Source organism: Moorella sp. E306M (genome assembly GCF_006538385.1).
Classification (GTDB): Bacteria; Bacillota; DSM-521; order Neomoorellales; family Neomoorellaceae; genus Neomoorella.
This window is the reverse complement of the sequence record NZ_BJKO01000001.1, coordinates 1,539,532-1,559,282: the sequence shown is the minus strand read 5'-3', so window position 1 is coordinate 1,559,282 and position 19,751 is coordinate 1,539,532. Positions and strand designations below refer to the sequence as shown.

Sequence of the window (19,751 nt, the reverse complement as noted above, 5' to 3'; positions counted from 1 at the left end):
GCGGGCTGTAAGCGCTTACGGCCTCCTAAAATTTAACATTTAGTTTTAAGGAGGCTTACGGTTCTTTATGCTTTCTTCTCAAGAACGGGAAGAGATCGCCCTGAAGAAGTTTGCTTTGATTGCGCCGGTGCTTAACGGCCAGGTGGAAAGTCACCAGGAGTACTTTAAGGACCTGGCCTCTCAACCTATTGTCATGCCCCATTATGGCATAAAGCGGTATTCTCCCAAGAGTTTTGCCTGGTGGTTGTATCTCTACCGCCGCCATGGCCTGGAGGGTTTAAAACCCGGTTATCGTTCCGACCGGGGGAAAAGCCGGCGGATAACGGAAGAGATGGCCCTAAAAATCGAGGCCAAAAGGACAGAGAAACCGGGGCTAAGTGGTATCATGCTCTATGAGGAGCTGGTGAAAGACGGGGTGTTTACTCCTGACAAAGTTTCTCTATCCACCTTTTACCGCTACCTCTCCCGGCACCCGCTTCCTTCGTCTTCTCCGGCAACAAATGCTAAAGGAAAGGAAATCAAGCGCTTTGCCCACCAGTGGGTGAATGAGCTCTGGCAGGGGGATATCATGTACGGCCCTTACCTTAAAACGGCCCGGGGTAAAAGGCAGACTTACCTCATTGCTTTTATCGACGACGCTTCGCGCCTTATCCTTCATGCCCAGTTCTTCTGGGAGCAGAATTATTTGGCGGTGCGCTCTACTTTAAAAGAGGCCATCTTAAAGCGCGGCGTGCCGAAGATGATTTACACCGATAACGGCAGGGTCTACCGTTCTGGGCAGTTGGCCGTAGTCTGTGCCAGTTTAGGCTGTGCTTTGCTCCATGCCGAACCCTTCACCCCTTATGCCCGGGGTAAGATTGAGCGTTTCTTCCGGACGGTCAGGACGCGTTTCTTGCCCCGGCTGGACCTGGAGAAAATTAAATCCCTGGAGGAGTTAAACCTCCTCTTCTGGCAGTGGCTGGAGGAGGACTACCAACGCAAAATTCATAGCTCCCTGGGCCTTAGCCCCCTGGATTATTTCCTCTCCCAAGTTCAGCGGATACGCCTCTTTCCCGACCCGGCGCTTTTGGATGAGTATTTTCTCCTGCGGGTCATGCGCAAGGTTAACCATGATGCTACCTTCTCTTTGGAGAATGTCCTCTTTGAAACGGAGCCGCAGCTGGCCGGATTGCGCCTTGAGGTGCGGTACGACCCGGAGTGGCTTTTAAACCCCGCCCGGCCCGTCCTTTTGTACCGCGAAGGGTTAAAGGTGGGCGAGGCCAGGCAGGTGGACTTTGCCACCAATGCCGGCCTGAAAAGAAGAGGGCGCGGCCGCCCGGCCGGCAAGGACCGCCCACCCCTTCAGTTGCCGGGGAAGGTAAATCTCCCTCATGCGGACAACCCCCTCCCGGCACCGGCGCCTTCCGTCTCTTTTGCCGCTATCCTCACCCCAGAGAACGTTGGAGGTGAAGGGTGATGTTTACCCAGTTCTTTGGCCTTAAATTTAATCCCTTCACCAAAGAAATACCCTTCGACCAGTTGTTCTTAAGCCAGGACCTCCTGGAACTTAACTCCCGCCTGAAGTATCTCCTTAACGTCCGGGGTATTGGACTAATTACCGGCGAGGCCGGCTGTGGTAAAACTACCGCCCTCAGGAAATTTGTCAGTGAACTTAACCCGGCCCACTACAAAGCTTGTTATTTTGCCCTCTCCACCGTCACGGTGCTGGAGTTTTACCAGGGCCTGGCCCTCGCCCTGGGCGAGGAACCCAAGCATAAAAAAGTCCATATCTTCCACCAGATCCAGGCGGCTGTCAATAGCCTTTATGCCGACCGCAATATTATTCCCCTTATTGTCCTGGACGAAATCCATCTCGCTGCCAACAAAATCCTGGAGGACCTGCGCCTCCTCTTTAACTTCCAGATGGACTCCCAGAACCCCTTTGTCCTTATCCTCGCCGGCCAAAACCTTATCCGTTCCCGCCTGAGCTTAAATATTAACGCTCCTTTAAGGCAGCGCCTGGCGGTCAAGTATTTCCTCCAGGGCCTTAGGCCGGAGGAACTGCGGGATTATGTTTTGAGCCGGCTAAAACTTGCCGGCCTTCATGAGGATATTTTTACCCCCTCCGCCCTGGAGGCTATCTACGGCATAACAGGCGGCCTGCCCCGCCTGGTTAACAACCTGGTCACCACCTGCCTCATCTGTGCCTGTGGCAAGAAACAGAGGCTGATTGATGATGAGATCGTCTACCAGGCACAAAGGGAACTGGAGATTTAGAGCCGGAAGAAGGTAAGAATTTGCTAAAGCCGGGTACCAATTTGTGGTGCCCGGTTTTGGCTTTATTTAACCTTTTTGCTGGCGCAATCTTAGAATGATGTTTGTCTATATCCGGTTTAATCTGAGAAACTTTATTCTTTTGCTGCTATCTTCGTCTAATTTATTGTGAGAAGCTTTTCCGAATTAAAGTGAGAATCTACACTATGGTATCCTACCTGCTGGAGGTGTTCTCATGCCTGATCGCAAAAAAGCTAACCGTGAAAATGAACTTAAACGTGCCCCTGAAGCCGGGCAAGCCGTTGAGCCCGAGGAAGCCCTTTCCATCGAGTTTATGGACGCCCTTTTAGATAGATGCTGCCCAGAGGAAGAATAGCCTCCCAGCCCCGCCGGGGCTCTTTTTAACTCCCGCCGGCCTGGAAAATAGCTGCACAAATTGTTTATAGCAAAAAGGTGTCAAACGGCTATCCTACTATTCACGGAGATACTACCCCTTGAGAATTGTGCGGACTAATCGGACTTCGGGCTGGTCCTTTGTGTTATAAACGAGAGAGTAGGTTACCTCTACTTTTATTGGATTGCCAAAAAGATCCTTGTAGCTGGCCTCCACTGTAACCGAGACAGGTGCTTGCCCCTCTTTGTTCATGCCGGGTTGCCCGGGCGCCTTTGCTCCATGATGGGGTTGAGAGGGCCTGGGTATTCTCTTTGACAGGTTCTTTCCCTCTGCCAGAAAGCCAGTATGCCACGAATCCATCACTGCTCCGCTTACTTTGAGGTCTACATCCAGGGCAGGGCCTTCACCAATGTTCTCAACGACCAGGTTGAGAACTCCCTTCATATCGGAAGCCTCCTCCCCTTCAATGACTCCACCTCCTGTTTCCAACCTGGGGTGTAAAAGGGGTTTGAACTGGGCCAACCGTACTTCTCTCATCTCCTTGGCCATCTGCCGGGATGCCCTTACCGAGAAATAGTTAAGAAGGGCTAAAATGGTTATTGCCGCCGTCGATATGAACTCAAATATCGGGATACTGCCCTGACTCATCCTGCTGCCTCCTCACTCCACCAGACATTATTGGATTACATTTGGGGCTCTTCTTTAACCTTAACCACTACAGGAAAATTCATGCACCACGCGGATTAACCCCCGCAGATTGACATATGCACCCGACATTAAACTCTCTCGCAATTTTTCTTCAAGTTTTAAAGGGGCAAAGGCTTTCGAATACGCACCAATTTACGTCACACCCTCACGGGATGTCTGGGCTGCAATCCTGTCTGGTTCAATACGAACAACAAATCCAGGACCTTTATGCCGAGGTTTGCCGTTTGACTACCGAGCTTACCTGGCTTAAAAAAAGAGTGGCCTCTGAGCTTAATCGCTATGAACGCGTCTCCGTGACATTTTCTCAGTCTGCTTACAGGGTGACAATATCACAGCCGATGACAGGTAATCTGTCAATATATTGAAAAGGTGGTCTCTTTGGCGTTATAATATAACTACATGGAGGTGGAAATAATGGAACAGGTCGGTATCAGAAAGATGAAAGCCTCCTTAAGTCACTATATAAAACGAGTTAAGCAGGGGGAATCTCTTATTATTACCGATCGCGGCCGTCCGGTGGCCAGGCTGGTACCGTTTGAAAACAAAATTCCAGCTGCTATTACTGCTATGTTAGATAAAGGCTTGGCGTCATGGTCCGGCGGCAAACCTCTTGGAGTGAATAAATATTTACCGGTTAAAAACGGCCGCTCCATTGCCAGCATCGTGGAGGAAGATCGCGGGTGATATGTTACCTCGATACCAGTGCTCTGGTAAAGCTGTATATTTATGAGGAAGGCTCTCCGGAAGTAAAAGAACTTGTCACCAATTCTCTCCTTGTAGCTACCAGTAAAATTGCCTATGCCGAAGCAAGGGCCGCTCTGGCTAGGGGTCACCGGGAAAAAGCTCTCGAAGATGAAATATACGCCCAGGCCGTCGAAGCTCTCAAAGATGATTGGCGTAATTACTTCACCATAGAAGTATCAGACACCTTGATAGAGCTGGCCGGAGAATTAGCAGAACAGCATCAATTGCGTGGCTTTGATGCTGTTCATCTGGCAGCAGCATTAATACTCAAACAACAGGTCAAAGAAAATATCACTGTAGCCTGCTGGGATAAAAGGTTATGGCAAGCATTGAACTCCAATAATTTTGCTTTGCTGCCGGAGAAACTTCCTGGCGGCGGTATGAACTGAGGGAGTTAAATGAAAGGGGGCACGAAACAGGTGGATGCCGTGGTGCGTGAAGCAGCTTTAACCTGCGATAATGGTAATCCCTTACCGCCAGGTAAAATGACTTTCGAGGAGTTCCTGGCCTGGTGCGACGAGGACACCTGGGCAGAGTGGGTGGACGGGGAGGTCGTTGTTTTGACGCCAGCAGCGAGAAAGCACCAGGACGTTAAGGGTTTCTTATATAGTGTTATCCGTGAGTTCTTATATTACAAAAAAACTGGACGAATTCTGGATGCCCCCTTCCTGGTGCGCCTGCCGGAAACCTTACGCCGGGGACGCGAACCCGACCTCCTTTACGTCAGTAACGAAAGGATCCACCTTTTAAAAGAAACCTACATGGACGGTGCTCCCGATTTGATCGTTGAGATTACTTCTCCCGAAAGTCTAGCCCGGGACAGGGGCGAAAGGTATGTGGAATACGAAGCTGCCGGTGTCAGGGAGTACTGGCTCATTGACCCCGACCGGCAGCAGGCGGAATTTTACCGTCTGGGAAAAAATGGCCGTTACTACACCGTAGCACCTGACGCCAGCGGAATTTACCGGTCAGAGGTAATCCCCGGCTTTTGGCTTAAAATTGAATGGTTATTCCTGGATCCTCCCCCGGCGGTTATAGCCTGCCTTAGGGAAATGGATTTAATATAAGTGGCGTTGCCTTGCGTTGACGCTAACTCACTTAAAGCAAAATGGATGTGATATTGTGGTCAGATTGAGCCGCAAATTAGAAAAAATAACCCTTTCTCCCAAGCAATTAAAAAGCATGGCGGATTTCGCGGGCCAACAGGGGGATGTCCTGGCCTTGTTTTTATATGGCTCCTACGGTACAAAGTGGCAAACGGCACTATCGGATGTTGATCTGGCGGTACTGCCAATGCCGGAAACCTCGTGGGATTATAAGCGCGAATTGGAGCTGCTGGCCGAATTTTGCCATATTGGACGGACCGACGATATCAACCTGGTGAACCTGCATCGCGTTCCGGTGACCCTGCAAATGCGGGTATTAGAAACAGGGCGCCTCCTGTATGTTAAAGATAAAATACTCCTGGCCGATTTCAAGGAAAGGGTCATTCGCCGCTATTGTGATTTTGAACCCGACTTAAAGAGCCTGTACCGGGACTTTGATGCCGGTCTGCGGGAGGAATTCCTGTGACGGTTGATAGGGAAAAAATCCGCCAGAAGTTGCAGTTTATGCGGCAAGAATTGAGGGAGCTAAAAAAGTTCCAAGGTATGGATATAAGCCAGTTCCAAGCAAATAGCCTGTACGAAGCCGCCGCCACAAGAATGCTGCAGGTAACCATTGAAGCTATGCTGGACATTTGCGCCCATTTAATCTCCAGGGAAGGGTGGGGATTACCTAAATCCTACGTCGAAACGGTTGAGCTGGCGGTGCACAACGGCTTGATACCGCCGGAAATGGAAGATACCTATAAAGCCATGGCCCGCTTCCGCAACCGAGTAGTCCATCTCTATGACGAAGTTAATGCTGCTGAAATCTGGAATATCATTCAAAACCATCTCGAAGATTTCAGGCCATTTATGGAAGTAGTTATACGTAGATATCTGAGTTAAACAGTTAATTCTCCCGAAACACTAATAATAAAGCGGGCGGTTCCTCTTCAGGGACCCGCCCGCAATTTTTTCTATTCCACCGTCACGCTCTTAGCGAGATTCCGCGGTTTATCGACGTCGCAGCCGCGGGCGACGGCGGCGTAGTAGGCCAGCAGCTGCAGGGGCACTACCGCGACGATTGGGGCCAGCAGCGACGGTACGGCTGGCAGGTAAAGAACCTGATCAACTTCTTTTTCGATAGCTGTGTTGCCTTCCTGGGTCAGGGCCAGGACCCAGGCACCCCGGGCCTTGACTTCCTTGATGTTGCTGATCATTTTCTCTAAAAGCTCTGCCTGCGTGGCTAGGGCGATGACCGGCGTTCCCTCTTCAATGAGGGCTATGGTGCCGTGTTTCAGCTCTCCCGCAGCATAAGCCTCGGCATGGATATAGGAAATCTCCTTTAGCTTTAAGGCGCCCTCCAGGGAAACAGCATAGTCCATACCGCGGCCGATGAAAAATACGTGCTCCTGGGAGGCCACCCGGGCAGCCAGTTCTTGCACCCGCGCTTCGGCCTTTAATACTTCTGCTACATAATCCGGCATAACCTTGAGATGGCTGGCTAGCTCAGCCGCCCAGGGTGCTTTACCCCGCTTTTCTGCCAGGTACAGGGTGAATAAATACTCTGCGAGCACCTGGGTAAGGTAAGCCTTGGTCGAAGCTACGGCTATCTCCGGTCCCGCCCAGGTGTAAATGACGTGGTCGGCTTCCCTGGCCACCGAGCTGCCGACGACGTTGGTAATAGCCAGGATCTGCGCCCCTGCTTTTTTAGCCTCCCGCAGGCTGGCCAGGGTATCCGCCGTTTCGCCGGACTGGCTGATTACCAGGCCCAGGGTTTTTTCATTAAGAATGGGGTCGCGGTAACGAAATTCGGAAGCAATGTCATCTTCCACAGGCAGACGCAGCAGCTTTTCCATGAGATACTTGCCGACCATACCGGCATAATGGGCGGTACCACAGGCAATAACGGCTATCTTTTCGATAGAGGCCGCCATGGCGGCTGTTAAATTCACGCCTTCCAGCTTTACCCTGCCGTCAGGCTGCAGGCGGCCGCTCAGGGTATCGCGTAATGCCCGGGGCTGCTCGTGAATTTCTTTGAGCATGAAATGGGCATAGCCGCCTTTTTCGGCCGCCTGGAAATCCCAACCTACGTGATATATCTCTTTGGCTTTGGGTATGCCTTGAGCATCAAAAACCTTTGCGCCTTCGGGTTTGATATGCACAATTTCTCCGTTTTCTAAAATATAAGTATCACGCGTATAAGCCAGCAAGGCCGGTATATCTGAAGCCAGATAAGTTTCCCCATCAGCCAGGCCCACAATTAAAGGGCTGTCCTGGCGTACCCCGACCAGCTCCTGGGGGTGGTAGGCACTGGCCACGGCCAGGGCATAGGAGCCGCGTAGGCTCGGCAGCATCTTGAGAACCGCCTGCAGCAGGTCGCCTTCATAAAGTTGTTCCACCAGGTGGGCCAGGACTTCCGTATCCGTCTCGGAAACAAAGCGGTGGCCGGCGGCCGTAAGCTCTTCCCGCAGTTCCTGGTAGTTCTCGATGATGCCGTTGTGGACGACGGCAAAGTTGCCCGTGCAGTCCAGATGGGGATGGGCGTTGACATCGGAAGGCCGGCCGTGGGTGGCCCAGCGGGTATGGCCGATCCCCACCCGGGCCCCATCAAGATTGCCATTAAGGCGGCTCTTCAGGACATGGAGCTTGCCCGCGCTCTTTTCTACTACCACCCCCCCGCCGTTCAATACCGCTATACCGGCAGAATCATAACCCCGGTATTCCAGCCTTTCCAGTCCCTCAACTAATATGGGGACTGCCGGGCGCGGGCCCAGATAACCAACGATACCGCACATTATCATGCTCACTCTCCCTTTATTTTTTAACCAGGGAGAGATAAGGGGTTACCCGGCGCCCTTTGTCCCCGGGATTGCTCCCGGGTTTTGTAGCGCCTTTGACGGTCGTAACCGGACCGGGGGGCACCCGCCGATGCCTCGATCAACCCCCACCTCGTCAACCCTCCGGCACCCGCCTGCCTGGATGGCCCTCCCGGCTCACCCAGGCATAAACGGCGGGCCGGCTGGTCCCGGCGCTTGCCTTTGTCCTGATCCTTTATCTCTCCCCTTGAACCTGCTGGATAACCCGGACCTCCCGCGGCCCGGGTAAGAATCACCCCCCTTTTCCCATAACGGATTTCCTTATGCTCCGGCGCCACCAGGTAGTAACGGGGTTATAAGCCGGCTTAAAACAGCCTGGTCCGTTCGTGCCCTGGGGCTGCCGGGTAATAGCGGCGGCAAGCTGGCAGGGCTCACAGCTCGGCGGCAGCTCGCTGCAGGCCGGCCATAATGGCCTCCAGCTCTTCCCTGTCCGGGCCTTCTACCATAAGACGGATAATGGGTTCCGTTCCCGACGGTCTGACCAGGACCCGGCCCCGTCCCGCCAGCTGCTCCCGGGCCGCCGCTACGGCTGCCAGGAGGGCAGGGTTGGCCATGGCGGCCTCTTTATCCGCCACCGTTACATTGACCAGCAGCTGGGGCAGGTGGGGCATGGCTGCCGCCAGCCGCGACAGGGGCCGGCCGGTGGCGGCCATGACCTGGAGCAGCTGCACCCCGGTAAGCAGGCCGTCGCCGGTGGTATTGTGCTCCAGCAGGATAATGTGGCCCGACTGCTCGCCGCCCAGGACGGCACCCGTCCGCAGCATCTCTTCCAGGACATAGCGGTCGCCGACCCGGGTCTGGTGCACCCGCAGGCCCGCTGCCGTGAGGGCCTGGTGGAGGCCGAAGTTGCTCATCACCGTCACCACTACCTGGCCGCCGGGCAGGCCTCCCTGCTCCTGGCGGTACAGGGCCAGGATGGTCATGATGGCATCGCCATCGACCAGCTGCCCCTTTTCATCCACGGCAATCACCCGGTCGGCATCGCCGTCAAAGGCCAGGCCCACATCGGCCCCCCGGGCGACGACCTCGGCCTGAAGCACCTCCGGGTGGGTAGAACCGCACCCGACGTTTATATTAGTCCCATCGGGGGTATTATGCAAGGGGTAAATTTCCGCTCCCAGGCGCTGGAAAACTGCCGGCGCGACCCGGCAGGCGGCACCATAGGCGCAGTCCAGCACCACCCGCATGCCGCCCACGCCCCGCCCGGCGGTACTGCAGACATGGGCGATGTAGCGCTCGGCAGCCTCTTCCAGCTCCTGCACCCGCCCCAGCTCTACGCCTACCGGCCGGGGCAGGGTATCTTCCGGTTCCAGTACCAGCCGTTCAATTTCTTCTTCCACCGGGTCGGGCAGCTTGTAACCGCTGGAGCTGAAGAATTTAATACCATTATCGGCCACGGGATTGTGGGACGCCGAGATGACGACGCCGGCATCGGCTTCCAGGTGCCGGGTCAGCCACGCCACCGCCGGGGTTGGAACTACGCCTACCTTCAGCACATCCCCCCCGACGGAACAGATGCCGGCCACCAGGGCGGCTTCCAGCATATCCCCGGAAATGCGCGTGTCCCGGCCCACCACCACCCTGGCCCGACCTTCCTGTCCCGCCAGCACGGCAGCACCGGCCCGTCCCAGGCGAAAGGCTAACTCCGGGGTAAGGCCGGTGTTGGCCACCCCGCGGACTCCGTCAGTACCGAATAGCTTACCCATCATATCACCTTCAAACTGTGTACTGCATTATATGTTCCTGTTGTTAGATTGTTACTTTCAAGGCGTGCCGCTTACCTTTTTTATTTCGACTACCACTCGTACCCGCGGGAAACTGCTGACCTGCACACCGGCGGGTATTTCCAGGTTCGTCTCTACCGTAACATTTTTCGTAGCTCCGGCTATATTAATTGGGGCCGTATTGATATAATCCAGGGACGCTAAATGGTTATAGGGAGCAAAGACCTCCACCACTTCCGGCTGGAGAATTATCCGGTCAATGGCATAGCCACTGGCCGGCTCCCCTGCCAGCTGGGGACGCACCGCCAGGATTTTGCTGGGCATGTCCTGAACTACGGGTATAAAGGTTTCTACCACTTCCGGGGTGACGGTTAACCATTCCTGCAAGGGGTGGCCCTCCCGGTCGGCCAGCTTTACCGGCAGCTGGGCCAGGAAATTGCCGCTGGCCTGGTCGATTTTGGCCTCCACATAGACCCGGCCAATGCTTTTCAGGGTTGCAGCAGAACCGGAAACAATCACCTGGGAAGGTTTGATGACCGGTTCTAGCGCCCGGTAGCCGCTGGCCGGCGTCCCCAGGAGGTTCACCTGCACCGGCAGCTGCATCTGCTCAATCTTATCTAATTTTATCGTCACCTGGGCAGGGTTGACATGAATTACATTTATCCCTTCCGGCACCTCGACCCGGACGGGTAACAGATTATCACCGACTTTAGCCTCCCGCAGGTTAACATAGGCATGGACATCCCTGGGCAGCAAGGTACTTACTGCGGCCTTGCGCCCCTCCACACGCACCTGGACTTCCGCCGGGCGGTCGGCAACCACCAGGCCCTCCCGCAAGTTTTCTGTCTCCAGGGGGACCCGGACCACCTTTTCCCCGGTAGGGTTCTGCTCACCGGTTACATATATCCAGAGAATAATGGCCATTGCGACTGCCAGCAGGCGATAAATCCAATCCTGGCGAAAATGCTCCCGCATTTTTACGACCTCCAGGGCCAGAAGGATGTATTATGGTTAACCTGCGGTAATAATAGACTCTGTAAGAGTTCCTTCAGGTTTTTTTCGTCCAGGAAGCGGGTCAGCTTACCCCCTTCGGCAACGGAAATGGTGCCCGTTTCCTCCGACACAACCAGTACCACGGCATCAGATATTTCGCTGATACCCAAAGCCGCCCGGTGCCTGGTCCCCAGCTGCTTGCTTAAATAGGGGCTTTCGGAAAGGGGCAGGAAACAGCCGGCGGCTACCACCCGGTCCCCCCGGATAATGGCTGCCCCGTCGTGGAAGGGCGTCAGGGGTACGAAGATATTGATTAACAGCTCGGCGGAAACGACGCCGTCTACCCTGATGCCCGTTTCAATATAATCGTTGAGACCTGTTTCCCGCTCGATAACAACCAAGGCACCGGTACGGTTTTTAGAGAGTACCTGGGCGGCCCTGACCAGTTCATTAATGAGCTTTTCCATATCTTCGGCACCCAGGGCCGTCAAGGGACGGGCAAAAAACTTGCCCCGGCCCAGCTGCTCCAGGGCCCGCCGTAGTTCCGGCTGGAAGACTACCGGCAGGGCCACGACAATCACCAGGCGCAACTGGCTTAAAAGCCAGTTAATGGTGGTCAGATGCAGGCGCTCGGCAATGACCGAGGCTACCACCAGCACCACCAGGCCCTTGATAAGCTGAACGGCCCGTGTACCCCTGATGAGCATGATAAATTTATAAATGACAAAGGCGACGATACTGATATCAAGGGTTATCCGCAAAAGCTCGATTATGTTTAACGATAACAAGTAGCGCCACAGGGCCGCCAAATCATTCACCCCAAATTTTCCCGCCGGCTTTAGTTAGTATATGGAGGTCCGGTCACTTCATTCGACAACCAAGAGGTGAATCCCTTCTTTTTTCAAGTTACCCGTTTTTACTAGTTGCCACTGGACGGTACTTCATATAAAATAGCGCTAAAGGAGGAGTCCGTGGTGCGCAAAATTTATCTCTCCTTGCTCCTCATCAGCCTTTTATCCGGGCTCCTGGTAGCCTGGCAGTGGCGTTCCCATCTGGCCACCGCAGCTCTGGAACAGCAAGACCCCGCACTTATTGATATTATTCATTCCCTGGAAAAAGAAGACGCCTCCCTGGAAAATACCATCGCTACCCTGCGCAGCCAGATTGAAGCCATCCAGAAGGAACGCTCCCAAGGAAAGGGGCGCCTGGCCCAGCTGCAGCAGGAAATTGAAGCCCTAAAACTGGCTGCCGGCCTAACTCCCGTAACTGGGCCGGGGATCATCGTTACCCTGGATGATAATATTGCCGGCGCCCAGGCGGCCAAAAACAGCTCACCGACAACTTACAAGCCGGAAGACTATATAATTCATGATAAAAATGTCCTCTACCTGGTCAATGAAATAAAAGCAGCCGGCGCCGAGGCTATTGCCGTCAACGGCCAGCGGGTTGTCACCAGCACGGACATCCGTTGCGTCGGCACCGTCATCCTGGTGAATTCCACCCGCCTGGCCCCGCCTTACGAGGTTCAGGCCATTGGCAATCCCGATGTCCTGGAGGCGGCCGTCCAAAGGTCGGTGGACTTCTCCTTCTTGAAGAGCCGCGACTTCCCGGTCAAGGTGACCAAATCCCTGCACCTGACCCTGCCCGCGTATAAAGGCGGTTTCTCCCAGGACTACGTCCGGCTGGTTAAAGCTGGGGGGCAGCAGTAATGATGACACGAAAACGCTGGCCTGTTTCCCTGACCGTTGTCTTCTTAATCCTGGGTTTACTTTTATCGCTCCAGTTTCGTACCCAGCGGCTCCTGGCCAGCTCCCTGGAAGCCCAGAAAACCGAAGATTTGGTGGCCATGTGGAAAAATTTGAGCAGCAAGCGCAGCCAGCTCCAGGACGAGATCGCCCAGCTCCAGCAGCAACTCTTTACCCTTAAAGCCGGTTCCGGCCAGGATAGTGACGCCGAAACGGCCCTGGAAAAGGAGCTGACCCGCCTGCAGGTAATTACCGGCATCATTCCTGTCAAAGGCCCGGGGATTACGGTTACCATTACCGGCGACGCCCCTCTCCTCTACGAGGATTTGGTGGACATCGTTAACGAACTCTGGGCCTCCGGAGCCGAAGCCATCGCCATCAACGACCACCGCATCAGCGCCTTTACTGCCATTGCCGATAAAGAAGAGGGGTCGCGGGTTTACATCACCGTCGACGGTGAGAAGCTCCTCTACCCCATTGTCATCAAAGCCATCGGCGACCCCCATACCCTGGAAAAGGGTTTAACCTTCACCGGCGGGTTAATCGAGACCCTCAACAACATGTTCAATATTTACCCTGACATTAAAAAAGAGCAGGACCTGCAGCTGCCGGGAACTTCCCTGCCCCGCTGGCAGTATGCTAAGCCCGTGCCCCCTGATAAACAAGCGCCAAAGGAAAGCCAGGCAAAATAAAGGCCTGGCTTTTTTACGTGGCTGCCGCTTTTTTGTTTAACTCCCGGGACTGCTTTAAGAGGGCGTATTCCATGCTGTCCAGCAGGGCTTCCCAGCTGGCCTCGATGATGTTGGTAGAGACGCCGACGGTATTCCAGGAGCTGTTGCCATCCCGGGACTCGATAAGGACCCTCACCCTGGCGCTGGTGGCATCCTTCTCATCCAGGACGCGCACCTTGTAGTCCGTCAGGCGCATGCGGCCGATGGCCGGGAAAACTTCCTCCAGGGCCTTGCGCAGGGCGTTGTCCATGGCATTGACGGGGCCGTTGCCTTCGGCCGCCGTATGGACTACCTGGTCACCCACCTTGAGTTTTACGATGGCTTCGGCGATGGCTTCCTGGCCGGGCCGCTTTTCCACCAGGGTCTTGACATACTCTACTTCAAAGGGCTGTCGGTATTCCCCCGTTGTTTTCCGTAAAAATAATTCCAGGGAAGCGTCGGCCCCTTCAAACTGGTAGCCCTGGCGTTCCATTTCCTTGATGCCGTTTATTAGGGCTTGCTCCTTTTCCGGAGAAAGTTCCAGTCCCATCTCTTCTGCCTTGCAGCGCAGGTTGCTGGCCCCGGCCTGGTCCGACATTAGTATGCGCCGCTCGTTGCCCACCAGCTGGGGACGGATGTGCTCGTAGGTTTGGGAAGCCTTTAAGACAGCGCTCACATGGATACCGCCCTTGTGGGCAAAGGCGCTGTAGCCGACAAAGGGCTGGTTGCCGGCCGGCACCACATTGGCAATCTCGCTGACATAGCGGGAGACTTCCGTGAGAAAGCTCAATTGCCCGGGGGGCAGGCACTGGTAGCCCATTTTCAGCTCCAGGTTGGGCAGTACCGAACATAAATTGGCATTGCCGCAGCGCTCGCCGAAACCGTTGATGGTCCCCTGCACCTGGCGGCAGCCGGCGGTTACGGCGGCCAGGGTATTGGCCACGGCCAGGTCGCCATCGTTATGGGTATGGATGCCCAGGGGGACCTGGAGCTCCTGGCGTACCCGGGCTACAGCGGCGGCGACATCACCAGGCAGGCAGCCGCCGTTGGTATCGCACAGGACCACCCAGCTCGCCCCAGCAGCCGCCGCGGCCTTTAAGGTAGCCAGGGCATAATCGGGGTTGGCCTTGAAGCCGTCAAAAAAATGCTCGGCATCAAAGATTACTTCCAGACCCGCCGCCACCAGGAAGGCGATACTGTCGGCAATCATGGCCAAGTTTTCCTCCAGGGTCGTCTCCAGGGCCGCCGTTACATGAAGGTCCCAGGCCTTGCCGAAGATGGTGGCCGCCTTCACCCCGGCCCGCTTGATGGCCAGCAGGTTGGCATCTTCCTCAGCTTTCCCGCCGGGCTTCCGGGTGCGGCCAAAGGCTGCGAGTTTTGCCCGCTGCCATCCAATCTCCCTGGCCCGTAAGAAAAACTCCATATCTTTCGGGTTAGCCCAGGGCCAGCCGCCTTCGATATAATCCACACCCAGCCGGTCCAGGCGGGCGGCAATCTTTAACTTGTCTTCTACCGACAGGCTGATGCCCTCACCCTGGCTGCCGTCCCGGAGGGTGGTGTCGTAGACGTAGATCTTCTCCGCCATGGGCTATCCCTCTTGCAGTTCCCGCCGCACCAGGGCACCCATTTCCGCCGTGCCCACCAGGGTGGTCCCCGGCACGTAGATATCCGCGGTACGGTAACCCTGGGCCAGCACCCGGCCGACGGCGGCCTCCACGGCTGCCGCCGCCCCGTCCATCTTGAAGGAGTACTTGAGCATCATGGCCGCCGAGAGGATGGTCGCCAGGGGATTGGCCTTTTGTTGCCCGGCAATATCCGGGGCCGAGCCGTGGACCGGTTCATAAAGGGCGGTCGTCCCGCCGATGCTGGCCGAGGGCAGCATGCCGATGGAACCTGTCAGGACGGAAGCCTGGTCGCTTAAAATATCGCCGAAGGTGTTTTCGGTCACAATCACATCAAATTGGGTAGGCCGGCGGACCAGCTGCATGGCGCAGTTGTCCACATACATGTGCTCCAGGGTGACCTCGGGGAACTCGCCCTTAAGCCTCTCTACCGTGTCCCGCCACAGCCGCGAGCTGGTGAGAACGTTGGCCTTGTCAACGCTGGTTAAGTGGCAGCGACGGCTACGGGCTATCGCAAAAGCCAGGCGGGCAATGCGCTCTATTTCCGCCGTGGAATAGAGCATAGTGTCGTAGGCTACCTCGCCTGTATCCGTTTTTTCCCGCTTTTTCGGTCCGAAATAAAGGCCGCCCGTAAGCTCCCGGACAATAATCAGGTCGGTACCGGTGACTATTTCCCGTTTTAAAGGCGAAGCCTCCGCCAGGGGTTCAAAGAGGTAGGCCGGCCTTAAGTTGGCATAAAGGCCAAGCTCCTTGCGCAATGGCAGGAGGGCGGCCGTTTCCGGGCGCTCTTCCGGCGGCAGGGCATCCCATTTAGGACCGCCCACCGCCCCCAGGAGCACGGCATCGCTCTGGCGGCAGAGGTCCAGGGTTTCCGGCGGTAAAGCCTGGCCGCGGGCATCAATGGCCGCTCCCCCTACCAGGGCCTCGGTAAATTGAAACTCTATCCCTGCGCGGCGGCCGACAACCTCCAGGACCTTTACCGCCTCCGGGACAATCTCGGGACCAATACCGTCACCGGGCAAAACGGCGATTTTATACATGCACCTTCACCTTCCTGGCCACGTAGGGCATCAGCCCCCCCGCGGCTATGAGTTCCTGCATAAAGGGTGGGAATGAGGCCACCGGATAGGTCTCCCCCCTGGTGAGGTTGACTATTTCTCCCTTTCCGGCATCAATCTTTACCTCGTCACCGGCCTTGATCCCCGCCGCTGCCTCCGGGGACTCAAAGATGGGCAGGCCGATGTTGATGGCGTTGCGGTAGAAGATGCGGGCAAAGGAGGCGGCGATGACCGCCGCCACCCCGGCGGCTTTGATGGCCACCGGCGCGTGCTCCCGGGAACTGCCGCAGCCGAAGTTTTTCCCGGCCACGATAATCTCCCCTTTTTGCACCCGCCCGGCAAAGGTGGGGTCGGCGTCCTCCATGCAGTGGCGGGCGAGTTCTTCGGGGTCCGAGGTATTCAGGTAACGGGCCGGAATGATGGCGTCGGTGTCGATGTCGTTGCCGAAGGTGTGGCACTTGCCTGCTATGAGCATCTGGATCATCCTCCGTAAATGAGATGTGAGATGTGGAAAGTTAGAGGTGGGATGTGCTTCTTCACAAAATAGGCAGACAATAGGGGGCCGGCATCAGCTGTACACTTGCTCTTCCCACTTCCCACCTCACACTTCTCACTTCTCAAATAGCCTCCTCGGGAGCGGCGATTCTCCCTTTAACGGCGCTGGCGGCGGCTACTGCCGGGCCGGCAAGATAGACTTCGCTCTCCGGATGGCCCATGCGGCCCACGAAGTTGCGGTTGGTGGTGGCCAGGGCCCGCTCGCCTTTGGCCAGGATCCCCATGTGCCCGCCCAGGCAGGGGCCGCAGGTGGGCGTGGATACGGCGGCGCCGGCTTCGATAAAGATGTTGATGAGCCCTTCGGCCAGGGCTTCCGCGTAGATCTTTTGGGTGCCGGGTATGACGATGAGCCTTACTTCCGGGTGGACCTTTTGCCCTTTTAAAATCTGCGCCGCCACCCGCAGGTCCTCCAGGCGGCCGTTGGTGCAGCTGCCGATGACTACCTGGTCGATTTTGATCTCTCCTATTTCCCTTACGCTCCGGGCGTTCTCGGGCAGGTGGGGCAGGGCTACCTGGGGCTCGATTCTGCATACGTCGATGTCTATTTCCCGGGCATACCCGGCGTCGGGGTCGCTCTGGTAGATGCGGTATTCCCTTTGCAGCCGGCCCTGGATGTATGCTATGGTCTTTTCGTCCACCGGGAAGATGCCGTTCTTGGCCCCGGCTTCGATGGCCATGTTGGCCATGGTGAAGCGGCCATCCATGGAAAGTTCGGCTATGGCTTCGCCGGTGAATTCCATGGCCATGTAGCGGGCGCCGTCGACGCCGATTTGTCCTATGGTGTAGAGGATGAGGTCTTTGCCGCCGACCCAGGGCTTAAGCTTGCCGTGGTAGCGGAAGAGAATGGTCTCGGGTACTTTAAACCACAGCTCGCCGGTGGCCATGGCGGCGGCGAGGTCCGTGGAGCCGACGCCGGTGGCGAAGGCCCCCAGGGCCCCGTAGGTGCAGGTGTGAGAGTCGGCCCCTATGACCAGGTCCCCGGGGCCGACCAGCCCCGCCTCGGGCAGCAGGCAGTGCTCGATGCCCATGCGGCCGATTTCGAAGTAGTGGGCAAGCCCCTGCTCCCGGGCGAAATCGCGCAGGATTTTCGCCTGCTCGGCGGACTTGATGTCCTTGGCCGGGGTGAAGTGGTCCGGCACCAGGACCACCCGCTCCGGGTCGAAGACTCGCTTCAGGCCGAGTTTCTTGAACTCCTGGATGGCTAGCGGTGCGGTGATGTCGTTCCCCAGGGCCAGGTCTATCCTGGCGTTGATGAGCTGGCCCGGCTCCACCTTCTCTAAGCCGGCGTGGGCGGCCAGGATCTTTTCGGTGATGGTCATGCCCATGGCGTTCCCTTCTTCCTCCGAAAATAGGGTTCTACTCAAAAAAGGTTATTGCTGGCGCACACTTTGCTACTGGCTGGCGGGTACAGGCGGCAGGCTCCGGTGGTTCTCGGCTAGCAAACTATGCGCTCAGCCTTGCTCGGCGGCGGGGGTGGCCCGGCTTTATCGATTTGAGCAATAATAACGGAGCACGATACTTCTCGTTCCTAAAGTCACGTTGCGCTCCCCATCCCGTTCACCGCCGCCTCCCTGCGGCTTCGCTGAGTTTGCTAACGCCTCGAACCAAGTCGCCTTCCGCCTGTACCCATCAGCCCAATACTCAGCTGCAAACAAGAGCCGTCCTGAACTATCATGGTTCGCTCCTTCCTGTGCTCCGATTCAAACTTCCTGTTTCATGCTTCCAAAACCTGCAGGTTCTCTTCCCCAATCTCGTAGACGACCTTATTAATGGCGTTCACGTAGGCGCGGGCGCTGGCTTCCAGGACGTCGGTGCTGATGCCCCGACCGATGAACACCCGGCCGGCATACTCAACCTTGACGGTTACCTCGCCCACAGCGTCTTTGCCGCCGGTAACGGCATTTAGGGCGTAGGATTTAAGGCAAACAGGAATGCGCGTTATCTTGTCGATGGCCTTGAAGGCGGCGTCCACCGGTCCTTCGCCGCAGGCCGCCTCTTCCTTTAATTCCTGATCCATCCGGAGCCCGATGGTGGCCGTGGGTACCACCCGGTTACCCGTAGAAATGTGGATATGCTCCAGGACGAATTTTTCGGGTATCTGTTTGATTTCGTGCTCGACAATGGCTTCCAGGTCGCGGTCGGTAATCTCCTTCTTGCGATCGGCCAGTTCCTTGAAGCGGGCAAAGGCTTTGTCGAGTTCCGCTTCATTGAGTTTAAAGCCCAGTTCTTCCAGGCGGCTGCGCAGGGCATGGCGGCCGGAGTGCTTGCCCAGAACAATATTGTTCTGCACCAGGCCGATCATGGTCGGGTTCATAATCTCATAGGTGGTGCGCTCCTTCAGGACCCCGTCCTGGTGGATGCCGGCTTCATGGGCGAAGGCGTTCTTGCCCACGATAGCCTTGTTATACTGGACGGGCATGCCCGTCAGGCTGCTCACCAACCTGCTGGTGCGGTAGATCTCCTCGGTAACAATGCCGGTGTGGCAGCCGTAATAGTCGCGGCGGGTATAGAGGGCCATGACCAGCTCTTCCAGGGCCGTATTGCCGGCCCGCTCGCCGATGCCGTTGATGGCCCCTTCTACCTGGAGGGCACCGTTCTCAATGGCCGCCAGGGAATTGGCCACCGCCAGCCCCAGGTCGTTATGGCAGTGGACGCTGATTTGCACCCGGTCAATCCCCGGTACCCGCCGGCGAATCTCGGCGATAAGGCGGCCGAACTCGGCCGGGGTGGCATAGCCGACGGTGTCCGGAATATTGAGGACGGTGGCCCCGGACTCGATGGCTGCCGCCAGCACCTGGCACAGGAAGTCGATATCGCTTCTCGAAGCGTCTTCCGGGGAAAACTCCACGTCCTGGCAGTAGCTTTTGGCCCGGGCCACCCCTTTACGGACGGCGGCCAGGACCTCTTCCCGCGTCATGCGCAGCTTGTATTGCAAATGAATGTCGGAAGTAGCAATAAAGACATGAATCCGCGCCCGCCTGGCTTCCTGCAACGCCTCCCAGGCGCGGTCGATGTCCCGGTCATTGATCCGCGCCAGGCCGGCGATCACCGGACCTTCTACTTCCCGGGCTATGGCCCGTACGGCTTCAAAGTCGCCGGGGGAGGCAATAGGGAAGCCGGCTTCAATGACGTCAACCCCCAGGCGGGCCAGCTGGTGGGCGATTTTCAGCTTTTCCTCGACGTTGAGGCTTACCCCGGGCGACTGCTCGCCATCGCGCAGGGTGGTATCAAAGATATAAATCCTTTTGCTGGTATCCGTCAAGTCACATCAACCTTCCTTG

General features: G+C 56.5%; 21 protein-coding genes and 1 pseudogene. 11 read left to right on the top strand and 11 right to left on the bottom strand.

What is annotated here, in order from left to right; translation table 11 throughout:
- Positions 1-67 precede the first annotated feature (67 nt).
- The 3 genes from FLZ89_RS08210 to FLZ89_RS15675 all read left to right on the top strand — a co-directional run bounded on the left by FLZ89_RS08210 (position 68) and on the right by FLZ89_RS15675 (position 2,629).
- Entirely contained in the window at positions 68-1,456 is a 1,389-nt protein-coding gene (locus FLZ89_RS08210; RefSeq protein ID WP_141264860.1) for a DDE-type integrase/transposase/recombinase, read from the top strand.
- Positions 1,456-2,256 carry an ExeA family protein gene (locus tag FLZ89_RS08205; protein ID WP_141264859.1) on the top strand — a complete coding sequence of 267 codons (801 nt, stop codon included), beginning with the start codon at positions 1,456-1,458 and terminating at the stop codon, positions 2,254-2,256. The genes FLZ89_RS08210 and FLZ89_RS08205 overlap by 1 nt, the downstream gene beginning before the upstream one ends.
- 232 nt (positions 2,257-2,488) lie before the next feature.
- Positions 2,489-2,629, top strand: a complete 141-nt coding sequence (locus FLZ89_RS15675) for a hypothetical protein (RefSeq protein WP_172613509.1) — start codon at positions 2,489-2,491, stop codon at positions 2,627-2,629.
- Between the two features lie 111 nt (positions 2,630-2,740).
- Here the strand turns inward: FLZ89_RS15675 and FLZ89_RS08200 are convergent, their stop codons facing one another.
- A complete protein-coding gene (locus FLZ89_RS08200) occupies positions 2,741-3,295 on the bottom strand; it encodes a hypothetical protein (protein WP_141304761.1) in 555 nt (184 codons plus the stop codon).
- 242 nt (positions 3,296-3,537) lie between these two features.
- On the opposite strand from FLZ89_RS08200, the pseudogene FLZ89_RS16565 reads away from it, so the two are divergent.
- From FLZ89_RS16565 to hepT, 6 genes and pseudogenes are all read left to right on the top strand, one after another.
- Positions 3,538-3,651: pseudogene (locus tag FLZ89_RS16565) on the top strand (IS3 family transposase); the annotation flags it as partial.
- 118 nt (positions 3,652-3,769) lie between these two features.
- Entirely contained in the window at positions 3,770-4,039 is a 270-nt protein-coding gene (locus FLZ89_RS08195) for a type II toxin-antitoxin system Phd/YefM family antitoxin (RefSeq protein WP_141263013.1), read from the top strand.
- Positions 4,036-4,488: a type II toxin-antitoxin system VapC family toxin gene (locus tag FLZ89_RS08190; RefSeq protein WP_141304760.1), complete on the top strand. Its 453-nt coding sequence runs from the start codon at positions 4,036-4,038 to the stop codon at positions 4,486-4,488. The genes FLZ89_RS08195 and FLZ89_RS08190 overlap by 4 nt, the downstream gene beginning before the upstream one ends.
- 9 nt (positions 4,489-4,497) lie before the next feature.
- Positions 4,498-5,166, top strand: a complete 669-nt coding sequence (locus FLZ89_RS08185) for a Uma2 family endonuclease (protein WP_141304759.1) — start codon at positions 4,498-4,500, stop codon at positions 5,164-5,166.
- 55 nt (positions 5,167-5,221) lie between these two features.
- Positions 5,222-5,671: a type VII toxin-antitoxin system MntA family adenylyltransferase antitoxin gene (gene mntA / locus FLZ89_RS08180; RefSeq protein WP_141304758.1), complete on the top strand. Its 450-nt coding sequence runs from the start codon at positions 5,222-5,224 to the stop codon at positions 5,669-5,671.
- Positions 5,668-6,090, top strand: a complete 423-nt coding sequence (gene hepT / locus FLZ89_RS08175) for a type VII toxin-antitoxin system HepT family RNase toxin (protein ID WP_141304757.1) — start codon at positions 5,668-5,670, stop codon at positions 6,088-6,090. The genes mntA and hepT overlap by 4 nt, the downstream gene beginning before the upstream one ends.
- A 71-nt stretch (positions 6,091-6,161) precedes the next feature.
- Here the strand turns inward: hepT and glmS are convergent, their stop codons facing one another.
- The 5 genes from glmS to cdaA form a co-directional block, all read right to left on the bottom strand.
- A complete protein-coding gene (gene glmS, locus FLZ89_RS08170; protein WP_141304756.1) occupies positions 6,162-7,982 on the bottom strand; it encodes a glutamine--fructose-6-phosphate transaminase (isomerizing) in 1,821 nt (606 codons plus the stop codon).
- A 26-nt stretch (positions 7,983-8,008) separates the two neighbouring features.
- Entirely contained in the window at positions 8,009-8,341 is a 333-nt protein-coding gene (locus FLZ89_RS08165) for a hypothetical protein (RefSeq protein ID WP_141304755.1), read from the bottom strand.
- A gap of 93 nt (positions 8,342-8,434) precedes the next feature.
- Positions 8,435-9,769: a phosphoglucosamine mutase gene (gene glmM, locus FLZ89_RS08160; protein ID WP_141304754.1), complete on the bottom strand. Its 1,335-nt coding sequence runs from the start codon at positions 9,767-9,769 to the stop codon at positions 8,435-8,437.
- A gap of 57 nt (positions 9,770-9,826) precedes the next feature.
- Complete coding sequence (locus tag FLZ89_RS08155) at positions 9,827-10,762, bottom strand: CdaR family protein (protein ID WP_141304753.1); 936 nt, start codon at positions 10,760-10,762, stop codon at positions 9,827-9,829.
- A gap of 2 nt (positions 10,763-10,764) precedes the next feature.
- Positions 10,765-11,598, bottom strand: coding sequence for a diadenylate cyclase CdaA (gene cdaA, locus FLZ89_RS08150; protein ID WP_141263035.1), 834 nt, complete (start codon positions 11,596-11,598; stop codon positions 10,765-10,767).
- 156 nt (positions 11,599-11,754) lie between these two features.
- Between cdaA and FLZ89_RS08145 the strand changes: the two genes are divergently transcribed.
- Together FLZ89_RS08145 and FLZ89_RS08140 are read left to right on the top strand one after the other, a co-directional pair.
- Complete coding sequence (locus tag FLZ89_RS08145) at positions 11,755-12,489, top strand: DUF881 domain-containing protein (protein WP_141263038.1); 735 nt, start codon at positions 11,755-11,757, stop codon at positions 12,487-12,489.
- A complete protein-coding gene (locus FLZ89_RS08140) occupies positions 12,489-13,217 on the top strand; it encodes a DUF881 domain-containing protein (RefSeq protein WP_141263041.1) in 729 nt (242 codons plus the stop codon). The genes FLZ89_RS08145 and FLZ89_RS08140 overlap by 1 nt, the downstream gene beginning before the upstream one ends.
- A 13-nt stretch (positions 13,218-13,230) precedes the next feature.
- On the opposite strand, the gene cimA is transcribed toward FLZ89_RS08140, so the two are convergent.
- The 5 genes from cimA to FLZ89_RS08115 all read right to left on the bottom strand — a co-directional run bounded on the left by cimA (position 13,231) and on the right by FLZ89_RS08115 (position 19,732).
- Positions 13,231-14,820: a citramalate synthase gene (gene cimA, locus FLZ89_RS08135; protein ID WP_141263044.1), complete on the bottom strand. Its 1,590-nt coding sequence runs from the start codon at positions 14,818-14,820 to the stop codon at positions 13,231-13,233.
- A gap of 3 nt (positions 14,821-14,823) precedes the next feature.
- Entirely contained in the window at positions 14,824-15,897 is a 1,074-nt protein-coding gene (leuB, locus tag FLZ89_RS08130; RefSeq protein ID WP_141263047.1) for a 3-isopropylmalate dehydrogenase, read from the bottom strand.
- Entirely contained in the window at positions 15,890-16,390 is a 501-nt protein-coding gene (locus tag FLZ89_RS08125) for a 3-isopropylmalate dehydratase small subunit (protein WP_141263049.1), read from the bottom strand. Before FLZ89_RS08125 ends, leuB begins: the two co-directional genes overlap by 8 nt.
- A gap of 142 nt (positions 16,391-16,532) precedes the next feature.
- Complete coding sequence (gene leuC / locus FLZ89_RS08120) at positions 16,533-17,795, bottom strand: 3-isopropylmalate dehydratase large subunit (RefSeq protein WP_141263051.1); 1,263 nt, start codon at positions 17,793-17,795, stop codon at positions 16,533-16,535.
- A 389-nt stretch (positions 17,796-18,184) separates the two neighbouring features.
- Positions 18,185-19,732: a 2-isopropylmalate synthase gene (locus FLZ89_RS08115; RefSeq protein WP_141263054.1), complete on the bottom strand. Its 1,548-nt coding sequence runs from the start codon at positions 19,730-19,732 to the stop codon at positions 18,185-18,187.
- Positions 19,733-19,751: the final 19 nt, after the last annotated feature.

What these genes read in the sequence shown, in the direction of transcription:
- FLZ89_RS08210 (WP_141264860.1), top strand. Translation starts at nt 68, where the DNA reads ATGCTTTCTTCTCAAGAACGGGAAGAGATCGCCCTGAAGAAGTTTGCT.
- FLZ89_RS08205 (WP_141264859.1), top strand. Translation starts at nt 1,456, where the DNA reads ATGTTTACCCAGTTCTTTGGCCTTAAATTTAATCCCTTCACCAAAGAA.
- FLZ89_RS15675 (WP_172613509.1), top strand. Translation starts at nt 2,489, where the DNA reads ATGCCTGATCGCAAAAAAGCTAACCGTGAAAATGAACTTAAACGTGCC.
- FLZ89_RS08200 (WP_141304761.1), bottom strand. Translation starts at nt 3,295, where the DNA reads ATGAGTCAGGGCAGTATCCCGATATTTGAGTTCATATCGACGGCGGCA.
- FLZ89_RS08195 (WP_141263013.1), top strand. Translation starts at nt 3,770, where the DNA reads ATGGAACAGGTCGGTATCAGAAAGATGAAAGCCTCCTTAAGTCACTAT.
- FLZ89_RS08185 (WP_141304759.1), top strand. Translation starts at nt 4,498, where the DNA reads ATGAAAGGGGGCACGAAACAGGTGGATGCCGTGGTGCGTGAAGCAGCT.
- glmS (WP_141304756.1), bottom strand. Translation starts at nt 7,982, where the DNA reads ATGTGCGGTATCGTTGGTTATCTGGGCCCGCGCCCGGCAGTCCCCATA.
- glmM (WP_141304754.1), bottom strand. Translation starts at nt 9,769, where the DNA reads ATGGGTAAGCTATTCGGTACTGACGGAGTCCGCGGGGTGGCCAACACC.
- FLZ89_RS08155 (WP_141304753.1), bottom strand. Translation starts at nt 10,762, where the DNA reads ATGCGGGAGCATTTTCGCCAGGATTGGATTTATCGCCTGCTGGCAGTC.
- FLZ89_RS08140 (WP_141263041.1), top strand. Translation starts at nt 12,489, where the DNA reads ATGATGACACGAAAACGCTGGCCTGTTTCCCTGACCGTTGTCTTCTTA.
- cimA (WP_141263044.1), bottom strand. Translation starts at nt 14,820, where the DNA reads ATGGCGGAGAAGATCTACGTCTACGACACCACCCTCCGGGACGGCAGC.
- leuB (WP_141263047.1), bottom strand. Translation starts at nt 15,897, where the DNA reads ATGTATAAAATCGCCGTTTTGCCCGGTGACGGTATTGGTCCCGAGATT.
- FLZ89_RS08125 (WP_141263049.1), bottom strand. Translation starts at nt 16,390, where the DNA reads ATGCTCATAGCAGGCAAGTGCCACACCTTCGGCAACGACATCGACACC.
- leuC (WP_141263051.1), bottom strand. Translation starts at nt 17,795, where the DNA reads ATGGGCATGACCATCACCGAAAAGATCCTGGCCGCCCACGCCGGCTTA.